The sequence below is a fragment of the Indolivaga capnocytophagoides DSM 22835 genome (genome assembly GCF_000426485.1).
In the GTDB taxonomy this organism is placed as follows: Bacteria; Bacteroidota; Bacteroidia; order Bacteroidales; family Dysgonomonadaceae; genus Dysgonomonas_A; species Dysgonomonas_A capnocytophagoides.
The window spans coordinates 220592-236425 of the sequence record NZ_AUFL01000008.1 but is presented as its reverse complement, the minus strand read 5'-3'; the positions used below and the strand labels follow the sequence as shown (position 1 = coordinate 236425).

Sequence of the window (15834 nt, the reverse complement as noted above, 5' to 3'; positions counted from 1 at the left end):
TCTGAGACCTTATTTATTAGTATTTGGATCATAATTATCTGGTGTACGACCAAAGAAACGGTCATCTTTATCGGTACGCCCCGAATCTTCCAGCGGATATTCTTTTCTCATGGGGAATGAAATCATCCCTTCGTCATTCAATATACGCTTAAGCTTTGGGTGCCCTTGAAACACAACGCCATAGAAATCATAAGTTTCACGCTCCATCCAGTTAGCTGATGCAAAAATATCCGAAACGGTATCAACTTCAACTTTATCTGCCGAAAGGAATGTTTTAACTCTTACCCGTACATTATCAATCCAGTTATGAAGAAGATACACTACAGCAAACTGAGCTTTCACTTCATTATCAGGATAATGTACTCCACAAAGATCCGTCAAGAAATTAAAGCGTAAAACTTCATCTTCTTTCATAAACCTGATTACTTCTTTTATTACCGATGAAGTTGCATCAAACGTAAGAATATCCCGTTCCATCCTGAAGTTTAACACTTCTTCTCCGAAACGACTACTGATTCTATTTTGAATATCTGTAATTTCTAGTGACATTATTCAAATTTATATGATTCCAATAATTCCTGATATTTTTCCGAACCTCTTCTATGGATCGATTCGCTTTTTACAATCTCTTGCAATTGCATAACGCCATCCAGGATTTGTTCGGGACGAGGCGGACAACCCGGCACATATACATCTACCGGAATTACTTTATCTATGCCCTGTAGTACCGAATAAGTATCGAATACTCCTCCGGAAGAAGCACAAGCACCAACGGCAATCACCCATTTGGGTTCAGCCATTTGCTCATATACATGACGCAAAATAGGCGCCATCTTTTTAGAGATAGTGCCCATCACTAACAGCATATCTGCCTGACGAGGAGAAAAACTGTTACGCTCTGCACCGAAACGCCCCATATCGTATGTAGACGCCATGGTTGCCATAAATTCTATACCACAACAAGATGTAGCAAATGGCAATGGCCACAGAGAATTTGCCCTAGCCAAACCGATCACATAATCGAACTTAGTGGCAAAGAAACCACTGCCCGAATAACCATCCGGAGCCGGAGCTATATTTATTTTATTAGTTGAATCACTCATGGTTAAACCTGCTTTAGTTGCCGAAAAAGATATATCTTAACGATATAATAACAAAAGGGTCTGCGCCCCTATCTTTCCCAATTGAGGGCTTTACGTTTAACAATATAAAGGTATCCGACAAGAAGCATAGCTATAAAGCCTCCCATCTTCAACAAACCACTCAATCCGATTTCTTTATAATTAATAGCCCAAGGATACATGAAAATAATTTCTATATCGAAAAGCACAAAAAGAATAGCTACAAGAAAATACTTAACAGCGAATGGAGTCCGGGCATTGCCAATCGGCTCCAGACCGCACTCAAAATTTTGATTTTTTCTTGAGGCTTTGTGTTTTGGACCTAAAAAATTTGAAACTAAAATTGTTCCGAAAACGAAGACCGCAGAAAACGCTACCTGCATTAGGATAGGAACAAAGTCAAATAAGTTTGATTCCATCTTTAGTTATTTAGGATCTATAAAAATGACATTTCGTTACATTTCTCTTACAAATATAAACAAAACACTTTCAAAAACCATCTATCAAGCCATATATTTTATCAATATGTCACACGCTGTCAAACCAGGAGCGCAAAATACAGTCTTTTTGTTAAACAGACTTAACAAACTGAAGATTACAAGTAGTTTTTATAAGCTAATAAACAAAAAAAGCATCCTTTTATTTAATAAGCAGAACTTATTATATGTCTTTTTATAAAATTTATTATCTTTATCAACAACAAATAAAGCCCAATCCAAATAACATTATATTTTCAAAAAGAAAATATAACATCTAAACACCTACACATTTGATTATTTATTTATATTTGCACTTTACATTTTAACACTACATATATATAGCACTAATTAAAATACAAATGGAATTATTATGAAAACATTTAGAAAAACAATCTTATCTTTTTTACTTGTCTCAGCTTTCTCTTTCACTAATCTTTATTCTCAGGACATAAGTTCGATTTCCGAACCCGAATTTATAGGAGAGGTCGTTATTATCCGAGCTGATAATACAACCGAAGCCTTGGAAAAATCACCAGTACAAACAAAGACTAAAGCCGGAGCCAGCCTGTATATCGTCGGAATAGGCAATGTAAAAACAAAAATGAAAATCGCAGGCTGTTGCGCAGGAGTAAGAGCCAAAGAATCGGACAAAATCCGTTTTATTATCAAAGCGGCGGACAATCATACCGATCCTTTAGCTTTTATTAAAATATTCCAACTTGAATCGAAGAAAAAAGAAAGAACTGCTGAACTTGCTTCTGTTTCTACTTTTGGAGGAGCATCAAAAAACAATTTACAAGAATTACCTTTTACAGCAAAAAAGTATGGAACAAGTTCTTATCTGATTACCATCACTGAAAACAGAACTGGGGAATTCGGTATTGTGACTATGAACCCTAACGCTTTGGATGAAAAAGCAACAATAATTTCGAGTTTTGGGGTAGATGCTGAATAAATAAAGTATAGAATATTATATACAAAAAAGAGAGTTAATAAAACTCTCTTTTTTGTATATTAGCACAAACTCAATCTTCATTATTTATATTTTTTGCTAATCCGCCATGCGATGTCTCTTTATATAGGCTGGGTAAATCGTGTCCGGTTTCTTTCATTGTACGAACCACTTTATCGAAACTGACCAGATGCTTTCCATCCGAAAGCATGGCATAAGAGCACGAATCCAGAGCACGTACCGCAGCAAAAGCATTCCTTTCAATACAAGGAACCTGTACTAACCCACAGATGGGATCGCAAGTCAAGCCTAAATGATGCTCGAGTCCCATTTCGGCTGCATATTCAATCTGGGAGGTGGTTCCACCGAAAAGCTGTGCACCGGCAGCCGCAGCCATTGCACATGCCACTCCGATTTCACCTTGACATCCGACCTCTGCTCCCGAAACGGATGCGTTCTCTTTAACTATATTACCGATTAGACCGGCCGTAGCCAAAGCTCTCAGAATTTTCTTGTCACTTACATTGTGATGACTGCTATGCAGATGATATAAAACAGCAGGTAACACTCCACACGAACCACAAGTAGGAGCAGTTACGACCTTTCCTCCGGAAGCATTTGTTTCGGACATAGCCAGTGCATACGAAAAAAGCAAAGCACGGCTCATCATTGAACCATTGTATCCCTTCGCCTTAACAAAATAAGATGAAGCCTTCCGTTGCAAACCTAGTCCACCGGGTAAGATCCCTTCTTCTTCTATGCCGTTTCTAATAGCAGCCTTCATTACAGTCCACACATCATTCAGATAATCAAATATCTCGGTACCTTCTGTCTCTTCGACATATTCCCAAAATGTTTTTCCTGTTTTATGAGTCCAATCGAGAATTTGTTTCATCGTATGTTTGTCATAAATCGGCTGAACAGATATTTTTGTTTTTTCATCAGCCAGATCACCTCCTCCTATACTATATATTGTCCAGGTATCAAGTATATCTTTATCAGAGGATAAAGACCTCAAGATCATCCCATTCGGATGAAAAGGCAATTCTTTTTCAGGTATCCACTTTATTTCTACGGATTTCGGAGCAAACATTTCGGCTATAGCAACATCAGTCATATGCCCTTTTCCGGTTGCCGCCAAACTGCCATACAAATCAACCGTATATGAATCGGCCTTAGGATTTCGCTCCTTAAAGATTTTAGCAGCATTACTTGGTCCCATAGTATGGCTGCTTGACGGACCAAAGCCTATTTTAAATATTTTCCTAATCGATTGCATATAACATTATTATTATTTTTTCGAAAATTATATGAGCTGAAAGTATTTAATATTGTATTTCAAAACGAAAACGAACTACAATAAGTATACGGATAAAGCCAATAAGAAAGCCTACGGCTTTAATGCCTCAAAGTTAGCTATTGTAATTATAAAACCCGCATTTGTAGTGCGGGTTTTATAATTATATACAGAGCCTTTTAACATCAAATTATTCTTCGGACAAACTTTTCCATCGAAGTAACACATAACGAATAAAAAACCACATCGATACAAATGTCAAGCAAACATTACCTAATACAAATTCAGCGATATGATCATCCATAAAACGATACCATATACAACCCAGCGTATTCTGATTAATTCCATCACTGTCATAGCATCCGGAACTGCATATCGAATAAACAAAAAAGAACAGAATGGCAGGTACAGCCGGTATAAACCACAATAAATGGTTGACATATATATTTGATCTTCCTTTATTCTGCAAATTTGAATTTCGGGATAATATGTTGGCGAGTTCTACTCCAAATAAAATCAATAAGACAACATGATATGCAAAAAATCCCGAGACACCTGAGATTAGAGAAAACAACCCATCAACAAATAAGAAGATTCCTAAAGATACAAATGCAATCAGCCATGCCTTACCGGATGTCACACGATACGAAAATATAAGCAATGAAAAACCTCCTGATACGCATAAAACAATCAACAAAGCAATAGGATTAAAAAGAGGTGTATCGTATGCATCGAAGACTTTTTCGTAACCACTTTTCAATTCTTCAAATTGGACATAGTATTCGATATTATTATAGCTATTGCTATTGTTTGATTTATAATTATAAGATCTATAATTATATTCGCTATTCTCTAGATTATAAGGTCTGATCAAGTTAAAATCTCCAACCGGATATTTCGATGGATTATAAACCAGCTTAAGCCATAAATCTCTGTTCAGATTAGTTTTGAGATGTCGATCGGTATGTAATAACAGAAAATCATCCATTAAATGAGCTATTTTTTCTTTATCCTGACCTTTCAGCCATTCTTTTACTGTCTCCGAATTCTTTAATCCGTAATGATCGTAGCCGCTCGACACATATATAGGTGTATACTCCTGATAATTAAGCAAAGACAGTTGAGCGAAATCTGGATAATTTTCATAGTATACATTTTGCCCCTCTGCTAATATCACAGCCGAATCTAAAGACATCGTTTTTCTTTTATTCTCAATGATGGCTGTTTCTTCATCCGGATATTCTCTATAATAATTAGTTTTATCGGTAGGAATAAGTATTTTGATCATATTCAAAGTTTCGACAGCTTTTAAAGCCTCCTTCTCGGTTGCATACGAACGCTTTTTCATTGTACTTCCGACATTCAGAGAAAAGAATGGCAATATAGACATAAAGATAATTGTATATATTAATACCCATTCAAGATACAGGGACTTAGCCGACCGAGGATAAAAAGATTTGAAGGCATTATTCTTCGAATAGAATATAAGCCATATAATAAGTGTCAGTACACAGATTAAACCGATCGAAAAATAAAGAATTCCCGAATCTATAAAATCATCATAGTAATTCGACTTTGAGAAATCAATCGAAGAAGAGAAATACCCTATAAGAAAGAACAGGACATTAACCAATATTGTAAACCCCAACACGGGTACAATCCGTATATTCCAGAGCAACGGATGATTCAGTAATAGATATTTTTGTATTTTGTCTAGCATCTTGTATAAGCTTTAGTAAAAAAGGAATAATTAAGGGCTTAACCTTAGTTACAGAAAGAAACGGCGTGTGGAATTAGATATATTCCTGAAATAGCTCAAAGGAATATTTTTATCTACAACCAGCTGTAAAAAATGATTAAGAGTAACACTTGCAGAAAAAATCGCGACATACGTTCCTCCTTTTAGCTGAAGGCTTTCCATTCCGATAACGGCTAAAGACTCACGTATCAGATCCTGTCCCCAATCGCTTTCAAATTCAATAATAAGTTCAGGTATAGCTTCTTCCTTGTCTTTAACGGACAGAATATCAGATCCTTCCGTCGCACTTGTATAATTAATACTTTGGGGTTTTCCTTGTTTCAGAAACACAACCCGATCCGATGTCTTCTCAACTTCGTAAAGTTGTTGAGAACTTAAAACGATACCCAGAGGACGGAAAAGTGACTTAGCAATATCGCTGAAATCGTCAAGAACAACTTGCTGTGCCAGAATATCCAGATTGGCCAAAGGTTCGTCTATTAACAGTAGCTTAGGCTTCCGCAGTAACATACGAGCCAGCTCGAAACGCATCTTATAACCCGAGGACAAACTTTTCCAATTAAGATGACGATATGCTCTTAATCCCATACGAGCAATAACCAGCTGAACCAAGTATTCATTTTCTTCTCCACGAATACCATAAGACGATGCCGTAAATTGCAAATTGGTTAAAAGTGAGCCATGCCAGTCTTTTGTTCTCTGAGGAATATATACCAATTGAGTGCGCAGATCGTAATTATCTTTACTCGGAAAATTATAATTGATAGTTCCTCCGGTAATCTCCAACTCCCGGCACAAAGACCGTAACAGGGTGGTTTTTCCATTTCCATTCTCACCAACCAATCCGATTATCTCACCTTCCGATACTGATAACGAAATAGGACCTAAAGAAAATGACGAATTTAAATATCCCTTCGTCAGATCTTTTATTTCAAGGAGTGTATCACGTTTCTTTATCTCTTTTCTGCTCAAGACATCTTTTAGCTCTTCGAGCATCGATCTGAACTTAACCTGAATTTCAGAAATATTCTTCTGATTGCTCTCCAGCCAGTCAAGCAAATCATGCATTTTCTTATAATATACAAGATCTTCTGTATCCAGAGTTAAATCAATCAATCGCTTCAGAAGTCCTGAGTAATCTTCATAATCAAGCAATTGATATATGTTTTTGTAGTACGTTTCAAATATTTGCATATTGTTGTTTTATCTATGACAGATGCTAAGATATAAACTTTCTATTAATTCAATCGTGTTTCAGGCTAATTTATCCGTTAATCGGCAAATGCCGTTATTCGATCGGGATGTATGACTGCCCTGTGAGCGGCTTCCTGAGCTATTCTAATTTCAGTTTCAGTCAAAGATGCCGGAGCGAATGAATTGCCTATTACATTGCGCCCTGTCAATTTTTCGTACCATGTGCATGCCGCAATATATCGTCCGATAATCAAATTGAGATGATGCCCGTCTCTACAAAAAGTGTCTCCCAGATATGATGTTCTCGCATTTTGAATTGCTGTTCCTGATGGAATCACAATATTAATAGCGACCTTCTCTGCGACCTTATTTACAGTTTCAACAATAGCTGTGTACATCTTTATCTGATCATTATTGTAATTCGCAAATCCGGCGTGCTTTGAATCTTTTGCATACGCCCATGTCATATGCAAAATGTATTTTGTATCAGGATTGGAACTCCTTGTTCTTACATAATCAAAAAGGTTGGAAAGATAGGGAAAGTAAGTCTCATATTTACCTGTATTGGAACTTACTTGCTGAAATGAAATATAATCCCACTTCTCGCTCGGAATGATTTCCGATAATCTGGCACCTCCAAGCACTTTTTTCGCTCCATCGGACTCTGTTTTCCGGTATGAATAAGCAGGCAGATTATTAGCGGCATTATTCCAATGCTTTTCAAGCGAACAGCCTCCAATCATTATATTACCTATAATAAAAGTAATGCCGTCGGCTTTACCCAGATCATAGAGGTTATTTTCGACAGCGTCTTCGGAGAAACTATTACCGATAGTCAAAACCCGTATTGTGTCATTAACACAAAAAACTGAAATACTGATAAATAAAATAATAGATAATAAGGTAATTTTATGAAACATAATATAAGTAATAGTAAGTATTAATGATACATATAAATAGATTCACTTAATTGTCAACTAATCTACTTATTTACAGATTAGTAACAAAAACAACTAAGACCTTAATACAATCAGATAAATATAATCTAATGAAGAAAAATGTGCTGCTATATACAAATATCCGGTTGAACAACCGTAGTTTCGATATTTAGCATATCTTTGTGTTCTTCGCCGTCAAAAATACTAAATAGATTTTAAAGAACCTCTAATACTAAACAAACTCATATTATAAATGAAAAAAACAGAAAACAATATCCTTTGTTCTCTATTTCAGGTTTTTATCGAATAGTTAAGGATAGAATAACCTTTTTATGAAAAACAAAAACTAGAGTCTAAGGCTTAGTACTATGAAAATATTGCCTGATATAAACAAATCCAATCATCATGGATTTATATAAGTTGTAAAAATACACAAGTAACAGAAAGTATCAATGAATACAGTAAACAAGTATAAAAAAGATATTAACTCGTTTACCCGTTTCCTTGTAAAAATCGTTTACTGATAAATAAAAGGTCTGAGACCTTAAGCAGCAAAAAACCGCGTCTATATCGGACTACCATGAGCGAAAAAGAAAAATTATACTTGCTTTCTCGAGGAAGCAATGAGGCGTTCGAACACATGTACTATCTGTACAGCGGCAAGCTATACAATTTTATATTGAAGCTTACACAAGGAAATACTCATGTCGCAGAAGAATTGGTACAGCGCACTTTTATCAAAATATGGGAACAGCAAACTAAAATAGATCCGGAAAGGTCTTTTCTGTCATACCTATGTACTATAGCCAAAAATCTGCTGCTCAATGATTATGAACACGAAGGGGTTCGATATATATACACCGAATACGTAAAAAACAATGTAGATATGCTATATGATAATGTGACAGAAAAAGAGATCGACCGTAAATTACTCGAAGATTTTATAGATAAGCTTACAGAAGAATTGCCTCCCAAACGAAAAGAAATCTTTATATTAAGCCGTAAATATGGATATTCAAATAAAACCATTGCCAGGCAATTACAGATTTCGGAGAGTACCATTGAAACCCAATTAGCTAAATCATTGGCTTATATGAGAGAAAAGCTGAAATATTACATCATCTATATCTTATTTTTATGGATGTTTTTTTAACTTTAGATAGTGGAAAAGTTAGGTATAACTGTATATTAAGTAAAGAGATGAATTAATAATATAGAGCAAACGAGTTGACAGGTAAACAAGTATAAATACCTATACCAGAAAAAAACAGCAAAGAACAGTCTAAATATATGAAACCGGAAGAATGTGTAGAACTTTTTGAACGCTATGTATATGGCAAAGCTTCTGATATGGAAATTGCCAGATTAACTGATTGGATAAAAAACAATCCGGAACTTTCTTGTTGGCTCGAACAACAGATCGAAAACTCACCTTCCGAAATAGATCCTACTATACAGCATAGGATGCTCCGCAATATACAAAAAGAAATAAAGCAGGAGGATGAACCTCTACATTTACCTGCCTCCAAGAAAAGATGGTGGCTTGTGGCGGCTGCCGTACTGCCTATACTAACGGCTATGGGGATGTATTTCTACTTGACGGCGAAAGGATCAACAGATAAAACGGACTTGTCTCCGTATACAATAGCTGTTGAACAAGGACAAAAAGCATCCGTTACTTTACCTGACGGGACTAAAGTATGGCTCAACTCTAAATCTAAACTAATATGTACTCCCGACTTTAATATCAAAGACAGAGAACTGAGTCTCTCCGGAGAAGCCTATTTTGAGGTGGCTCATAATAAGGATAGGCCATTCAGGGTGAAGTGTAATGATATTTTGGTAGAAGCATTAGGAACTGCATTTGTAGTAAGGGCTTATGACGACGACGAAACTGTATCTTCAGTGTTGATAAATGGAAAAATAAGGGTTGGTACTCCGGGAGGAGAACTCCTATTATCCCCTAACGAAAGAATAGAGTATGACAAGCATACACACTCCAATGAAGTCAAACAAGTGACCAATGCAACCGACTTTACAGGATGGAGGGACAATCAGTTCCGCTTCGAGCATGCTTCACTCAAGGAAATAGCCAAAAGTATCGAACGGACATACAATGTACAGTTGATATTCGCATCGAAAGATATCGAGAATCAATATTTTACGGGTACAATAAATAACAGCAGCCTCGAAAGTATGCTGAATATATTAGCACTGACCTCATCGTTAAAGTTCAGGATAGAAGATCAACAGGTTATTTTACAGAAAAAATAAATAAACCCCGTCCGCTTTCAGTATTGAAAGACAGTCAATACAAAACAGCACAAAACACTATATACAAATTGCTTACATCAAAAAAAGAGTAACCGGATATTATTTAGGTTGCTCTTTTTTTGATATTAAAATGTTAAAAATGAAAACCGGGTAGTGGATTTTTCCGCCTCAACTGTATACATATAAGAGAGTTTTATTTAGAGCCTGTTTAAATTTTAGCGAAGATTTTCATTAAGGCTCTCCAAACTAATTCTTAGCTGCTTTTTTCTGCTCTTGTGAGTCTATTTTTCAATTTATCTTCTTGGTTTAGCGGGCTAAACCTTTAAAAACAAATTGAAAAATTCATCTAACAACTGTTATAAAAAAGCTTTGCTATAAAATTTAAACAGACTCTAAACCTTTTTTAACTTTAAATTTAATACGTATGAGAATGCAAGTAAATGACACTGTAGGAATCAGATGGCGACATTCTGCCATGCGGTACCTAGTTGTATTGCTATTGCTTTTTCCGTCTTTTGTGAGGGCGCAAATCAGCATTGAAGTAAAACAACAACCACTGAAAGAAATTCTGAAATTGATAGAATCGAAAAGTGAATACCGCTTTTTCTACAATGAAGGACTAACAGGCTTAGATCAGGTGTGTACACTCAAAGTAAACAACACATCCATTGATAAAGTAATGTCTCAGCTTTTATCACAAACAAGTATTAATTATAAGAAAGACAAAGACAATCTTATCGTTCTTTATCAGAAAACAGCAGGGCAGCCTCAGGATGTACCGAATGAAACAGCAAAAAAAAACGGCAAAGGCATCACAGGTTTCGTCAAAGATGAAGAAGGACAGCCACTTCCGGGAGTAACTGTTACGGTTAAAGGAAACAAGCAAGGTGTAATGACCGATTTAGATGGAGCATATACAATACAGAATATCGAAGATAATTCTGTTTTGGAGTTCTCCTTTATCGGTATGAGAAAACAAGAAGTTGCCGTAAAAGGTCAAAACAGTGTAAATGTTGTACTACAGGATGATGCAATAGGGCTTAATGAGGTTGTAGCTGTAGGTTATGCTACTCAAAAAAGGGTTAATGTTATAGGATCTGTGGCAACTATCAATTCTAAATCACTCGACAGCAGACCTGTCACAAACTTATCATCCGCTCTTGCCGGATTAGCAACCGGAGTATACGTACGCAATACTTCGGGTAAACCGGGAGGTGACGGAGCGGATATTCTGATCAGAGGGACAGGTACTCTAAACAGTACAGGACCATTAGTAATCGTTGACGGAATTGCCGGATCTACAACAGGAGTTAATCCAAATGATGTAGAAAGTATATCGGTATTAAAAGATGCAGCAACAGCAGCTATATACGGATCTTTAGCATCTAATGGAGTTATTCTGATTACAACGAAGAGCGGAAGTCAAGGCAAAGTATCGGTTAATTATTCTGGCAATACATCCATAACCAAACCAAATAATCTACCGGGATTCGTATCCGACTACGCACAGCATATGCAGCTAGTTAATCAAGGTTACTCTAATATCGGACAGGCACCTGTATACACAGACGCAACCATTGCTCTCTGGCAAAATGCGAAGGCAAACCCCAACGGATTGACATCCGAAGGTATACCTAATTATGTAGCTTATCCCAACACAAAATGGGCAGAAGAAGTATTCCGCAATAAACTGCTTCAAAATCATAATATATCGCTGAGAGGGGGTACCCAAACTACGCAATTCTTATTGTCTGCGGGTTATATGAATAACCCCGGAACGATGCCTAATACAGGAGCCGAACGTTATCAGCTTCGTATTAACCTCCAATCTAAAGTTACGAATTTCCTTACCGTAGGAACGCAGACATTCGGGTCGGTACAGAACTCCAGCGTAACCGATATGAATACTGTATTTCAATATCTGACGGCAACCGTACCAGGAGTATATTCAAAATATAATGGCAAATATGGTTATCCTTCAGCTGCTGAAGAGTCCGCAACAGCAAATAACCCATTGGCTTCATTATATTCCTTAGGAGGAGATAATACTACAAGCTTATTAAACACCACCGTTTTCGCAAACTTTGATATTATAAAGGGGCTGAGCATGGAAGCCAAAGCTCACTATGACAATTCGTTCACTGAGAATAATATGCACAATGTACCTCAGGAAAGATGGAACTTTGCAACCAATACAATAGGTAATGCAGCTACAAGTCCCGGTCAATTGTATACTCAATACTCCTTATACAAAAACTACAATGTGATATTGGAAGATGTATTAAAATACAATACAACTATTGCAGAAAAACACGATATAGGGGCATTGGCAGGATATAACCAGCAATATTTTAAGTTGTATAATTTCACAACCCGAAAAACAGGATTGTTAGATGAATCATTAACAACACTGAATACTGCAACCAACATGACTTCAATATCCGGCGATGCGTATGACTTTGCTTTACGGTCGTTTTTCGGAAGGCTGAATTATGCATATAATCAACGCTATTTATTCGAAGCTGTATTTCGGTACGATGGATCGTCAAGATTCTCAAAAGACAGCCGATGGGGATTTTTTCCGGCATTTTCCGGAGGATGGAGAATCTCTGAAGAACCATTTATGAAAAATTTCAGCAAGTATATAGACAACTTAAAACTACGGGCATCGTGGGGCAAGACGGGAAATAATGCATCCGGAAATTACGATTATCAGGCAACTTATAATACCACTCAATACTCATTCAACGGCGTTGCATCTAACGGGCTTATCCAAAAGAAAAGTGCTAATCCGAATTTGAAATGGGAAACAACTACAACGACGAATTTAGGATTGAGTGGTAATCTTCTGAAAGGTGCATTAAATTTCGAATTGGATGTTTACCGAGGGTTTACCGAGGGTATTTTATTCGTGCCGACCATACCTCTTACAGCAGGCACAGCAACTGCTGCAACTCAAAATATTGCACAGGTTACCAAGAAAGGGATTGAATTTACACTCGGATACAATGGACGATTCAACGATTTCAGATATAGTGTATCAGGTAATATCGCCTATAATTACAACAAGGTCAAGAAGTATAAAGGTACTCTTGAAGAAGGTTATTTTATCAATGCCAATGGCGAAAGGGAATATTCTTCAAATCTGGGATCTGTTTCTACTGGAACCACCCAGCGTATTATAGAAGGTCACCGCATAAACGAATATTATCTATATCCTGTATATAAAGGAAACGGAAGTTATACTAACAAAGACGGATCTGTAAATATAAATGGAGGACCTAAAGATGGTATGATCAGAACCGAACAAGATATGGATTGGTTGAAAATGATGATGGCGGAAGGTTATATCTTCCAACCATCGGGAGATGTAAGTAAATCTAAAATATGGTATGGAGACCTGATCTACGCAGATACCAATGGCGATGGTATTTACGGAAACTCCTATGATCAGAAATTTACAGGGAAAAATGCATCTCCGACAATAAACTACGGGGTCAATATGAATTTTGCATACAAAGGATTTGATATGTCTATGATATGGGCAGGAAGTGCCGGCATGTCATATTACTGGAATGAATTATATATGAATCAATCAATTGTTGCGTTGGGCAAAGCAGTGCCGACTCTGGTAGCCAACAATCATTATTATTATAATGAGACCAATCCTTCAGATCCGGCAAATAATACATCGGCACATTACCCCAGACTAAAAACAACTGATCCTCAAAATACCAGAGCCAGTGATTTTTATCTATACAATGCTTCTTATCTGAAACTGAAGAGTCTTCAATTGGGCTATACTCTTCCTGAGCAATTAACCAAGAGAGCATCCATGAGTAATGTAAGAGTATTTATCGGAGGAGAAAACTTATTGACTATAACAGATTATCCGGGTATGGATCCCGAAGTCGGAGCTAGTATAGCTTACCCGACAATGAGACAATACACTCTGGGTTTAAACATTACTTTCTAAAAAATCAAGGATATGAAACGAATATTTATATATATCAGTTCAATTATTTTAATAACAGGCTGCACAAGCGATCTGCTCGATACGTCACCTTATTCGGCTATATCGTCCGAAACCATGTGGACAACCGATAACCTAACCAACCTCGGTATCACGGGAGTTTATGCATCTCTACGGCTTGGTAACGGCAGCAGTAGCAGCAGCTCGCCTTACGAATTATATGTGATGGATAAATACTCATTTACAGGTCAAAGCCGTTTCGATGAATCATTATTACGAGGCACTATAACCTCTAGTGATGGTATGTTTTCGACCATGTGGCAAAATTTTTACGAGGGTATTCAAAGAGCCAATGACGGTATAAAAAATATTCCGTTGAAGTCACCTTCTGTAGAAACAAAGAAAGCCAGATACATTGCTGAATGCAAATTTTTCAGAGCATATTTCTACTACAGATTAAATCAATTGTACAAGGGTGTACCTATCTATCTGGAGCCATTTACAGCAAAAGAAGCAACTAAAGCACGTTCGACCGAAGATGAGGTTTGGAATCAAATTGTAACTGACCTTACGGATTGTATCAACGAAGAAAATCTTCCGAATATATACCCATCAGGAAACGCAAATTACGGACATATAACCAAAGGAGCAGCTTATGCTTTGCGCGGTAAAGTATATATGTATCAAAAGAAATGGGATTTGGCAACGAATGATTTTAATAAAGTAAAAGAATGCGGCTACTCTTTATTCTCTAATTACAAGACTTTATTTACAGTAGCTAATGAGCAATGTCCCGAAATGATATTTACCATTCAGAATATCTCGCAGCAGAATTATGGCGGAACTACTCAATTATATTATGGTAGTCGGTCGGCATTTACATTCGACTGGAATTATTATATGCCGACACCTGATTTAGTTGACTTGTACGAAAATACAGATGGTTCTAAATTCAATTGGGACGATGTAATTCCCGGTTATTCAAACCTTACAGTGGCAGAAAGAGAGGTATTCTTTTTACGTGATAACTTAACACCTGCTGAAATAACTGCTGCGACATTAAGAGGAGCAAAAATGAGTTTATACCTTACTACAGGCAACGAGGCTCGTGTATTAAAAGCTTACGAGAACAGAGATCCCCGCTTAGCGGCAACTTGTATTACCCCTTACTCAACGTTTGTCGGATCTTATAACAACACGACAACAGTCACAATATCGACTATGAGGTGGCCATACCGAGGACAAGCATTAGTCGGTGGAGACTTACAAACCGATACCCAGAACTACTTATATTACCTGTATCGTAAGTTCGTTATCGAAGGTGTTACTGATATTATAGATCGAAATTACAGCCCACTGGATTTACCGGTTATCCGTTATGCTGATGTACTTCTTTCTTGGGCAGAATCTTTGAATGAACAAGGTAAAACCTCAGAAGCCATCGAAAAAGTAAACGAAGTGCGTAAGAGAGCCGGCATTGCCCTCTTAAACTCAAACACTGCAACAACAGTAACAGGTCAGGCTGATTTAAGAATCAGAATACAAAACGAGAGAAGCATTGAGTTTGCGGGAGAAGGAGTCAACTACTTCGATCAACTTCGCTGGAAAATATGGAAAGACCGCAACTTTTATAACGGTAATGGCTCTAAACAACCTTGGGGTGGAATAGTAAGCCCATATTCTTTCAAAGGAGATTATATCTACACATGGCCTATACCGGCATCAGAAGTTCAAATAAATCCGAACCTGACTCAAAACGAAGGTTGGATCGACTAATCCATAATTACCTGAGGGCACAGACCTGCTTATTACTTTAGTTAGTGATATAAAAACAGGTCTGTGACCTT

Annotated in this window: 12 protein-coding genes; 5 read left to right on the top strand and 7 right to left on the bottom strand. The window is 37.0% G+C overall.

The window, feature by feature from the left end:
• Window positions 1–9: 9 nt before the first annotated feature.
• From K322_RS0104095 to K322_RS0104085, 3 genes are all read right to left on the bottom strand, one after another.
• Window positions 10–549, bottom strand: coding sequence for an NADH-quinone oxidoreductase subunit C (locus tag K322_RS0104095; protein WP_026625744.1), 540 nt, complete (start codon window positions 547–549; stop codon window positions 10–12).
• Complete coding sequence (locus K322_RS0104090) at window positions 549–1103, bottom strand: NADH-quinone oxidoreductase subunit B (protein WP_026625743.1); 555 nt, start codon at window positions 1101–1103, stop codon at window positions 549–551. The genes K322_RS0104095 and K322_RS0104090 overlap by 1 nt, the downstream gene beginning before the upstream one ends.
• A gap of 68 nt (window positions 1104–1171) precedes the next feature.
• A complete protein-coding gene (locus K322_RS0104085) occupies window positions 1172–1540 on the bottom strand; it encodes an NADH-quinone oxidoreductase subunit A (RefSeq protein WP_026625742.1) in 369 nt (122 codons plus the stop codon).
• A gap of 430 nt (window positions 1541–1970) precedes the next feature.
• Between K322_RS0104085 and K322_RS0104080 the strand changes: the two genes are divergently transcribed.
• Entirely contained in the window at window positions 1971–2555 is a 585-nt protein-coding gene (locus tag K322_RS0104080) for a hypothetical protein (RefSeq protein WP_035331262.1), read from the top strand.
• A 70-nt stretch (window positions 2556–2625) separates the two neighbouring features.
• Here K322_RS0104080 and K322_RS0104075 read toward each other — a convergent pair whose 3' ends face one another.
• From K322_RS0104075 to K322_RS0104060, 4 genes are all read right to left on the bottom strand, one after another.
• The gene (locus K322_RS0104075; protein ID WP_026625740.1) at window positions 2626–3831 is read right to left on the bottom strand and encodes an L-serine ammonia-lyase; all 1206 of its coding nucleotides are present in this window, start codon (window positions 3829–3831) and stop codon (window positions 2626–2628) included.
• A gap of 208 nt (window positions 3832–4039) precedes the next feature.
• Entirely contained in the window at window positions 4040–5569 is a 1530-nt protein-coding gene (locus K322_RS0104070; RefSeq protein ID WP_026625739.1) for a hypothetical protein, read from the bottom strand.
• A gap of 48 nt (window positions 5570–5617) precedes the next feature.
• Window positions 5618–6802 (bottom strand): ABC transporter ATP-binding protein, encoded by a 1185-nt coding sequence (locus K322_RS0104065; protein WP_026625738.1) that lies wholly within the window; start codon window positions 6800–6802, stop codon window positions 5618–5620.
• Between the two features lie 77 nt (window positions 6803–6879).
• On the bottom strand, window positions 6880–7722 hold the full coding sequence (locus K322_RS0104060) for a DUF4886 domain-containing protein (protein ID WP_035331260.1): 843 nt from the start codon (window positions 7720–7722) through the stop codon (window positions 6880–6882).
• Window positions 7723–8320: 598 nt separating this feature from the next.
• On the opposite strand from K322_RS0104060, the gene K322_RS0104055 reads away from it, so the two are divergent.
• The 4 genes from K322_RS0104055 (at window position 8321) to K322_RS0104040 (ending at window position 15763) form a co-directional block, all read left to right on the top strand.
• Entirely contained in the window at window positions 8321–8893 is a 573-nt protein-coding gene (locus tag K322_RS0104055) for an RNA polymerase sigma-70 factor (protein WP_026625736.1), read from the top strand.
• Window positions 8894–9030: 137 nt separating this feature from the next.
• A complete protein-coding gene (locus K322_RS0104050) occupies window positions 9031–10014 on the top strand; it encodes a FecR family protein (protein WP_026625735.1) in 984 nt (327 codons plus the stop codon).
• Between the two features lie 424 nt (window positions 10015–10438).
• Window positions 10439–13990: a TonB-dependent receptor gene (locus K322_RS0104045; protein ID WP_084158506.1), complete on the top strand. Its 3552-nt coding sequence runs from the start codon at window positions 10439–10441 to the stop codon at window positions 13988–13990.
• A gap of 12 nt (window positions 13991–14002) precedes the next feature.
• On the top strand, window positions 14003–15763 hold the full coding sequence (locus tag K322_RS0104040; protein ID WP_051290625.1) for a RagB/SusD family nutrient uptake outer membrane protein: 1761 nt from the start codon (window positions 14003–14005) through the stop codon (window positions 15761–15763).
• The last annotated feature ends 71 nt before the right edge of the window (window positions 15764–15834 follow it).

Bases quoted from the DNA above. Each gene is read 5' to 3' on its own strand.
- K322_RS0104095 (WP_026625744.1), bottom strand. From the start codon at position 549: ATGTCACTAGAAATTACAGATATTCAAAATAGAATCAGTAGTCGTTTC.
- K322_RS0104090 (WP_026625743.1), bottom strand. From the start codon at position 1,103: ATGAGTGATTCAACTAATAAAATAAATATAGCTCCGGCTCCGGATGGT.
- K322_RS0104085 (WP_026625742.1), bottom strand. From the start codon at position 1,540: ATGGAATCAAACTTATTTGACTTTGTTCCTATCCTAATGCAGGTAGCG.
- K322_RS0104080 (WP_035331262.1), top strand. From the start codon at position 1,971: ATGAAAACATTTAGAAAAACAATCTTATCTTTTTTACTTGTCTCAGCT.
- K322_RS0104075 (WP_026625740.1), bottom strand. From the start codon at position 3,831: ATGCAATCGATTAGGAAAATATTTAAAATAGGCTTTGGTCCGTCAAGC.
- K322_RS0104070 (WP_026625739.1), bottom strand. From the start codon at position 5,569: ATGCTAGACAAAATACAAAAATATCTATTACTGAATCATCCGTTGCTC.
- K322_RS0104065 (WP_026625738.1), bottom strand. From the start codon at position 6,802: ATGCAAATATTTGAAACGTACTACAAAAACATATATCAATTGCTTGAT.
- K322_RS0104060 (WP_035331260.1), bottom strand. From the start codon at position 7,722: ATGTTTCATAAAATTACCTTATTATCTATTATTTTATTTATCAGTATT.
- K322_RS0104055 (WP_026625736.1), top strand. From the start codon at position 8,321: ATGAGCGAAAAAGAAAAATTATACTTGCTTTCTCGAGGAAGCAATGAG.
- K322_RS0104050 (WP_026625735.1), top strand. From the start codon at position 9,031: ATGAAACCGGAAGAATGTGTAGAACTTTTTGAACGCTATGTATATGGC.
- K322_RS0104045 (WP_084158506.1), top strand. From the start codon at position 10,439: ATGAGAATGCAAGTAAATGACACTGTAGGAATCAGATGGCGACATTCT.
- K322_RS0104040 (WP_051290625.1), top strand. From the start codon at position 14,003: ATGAAACGAATATTTATATATATCAGTTCAATTATTTTAATAACAGGC.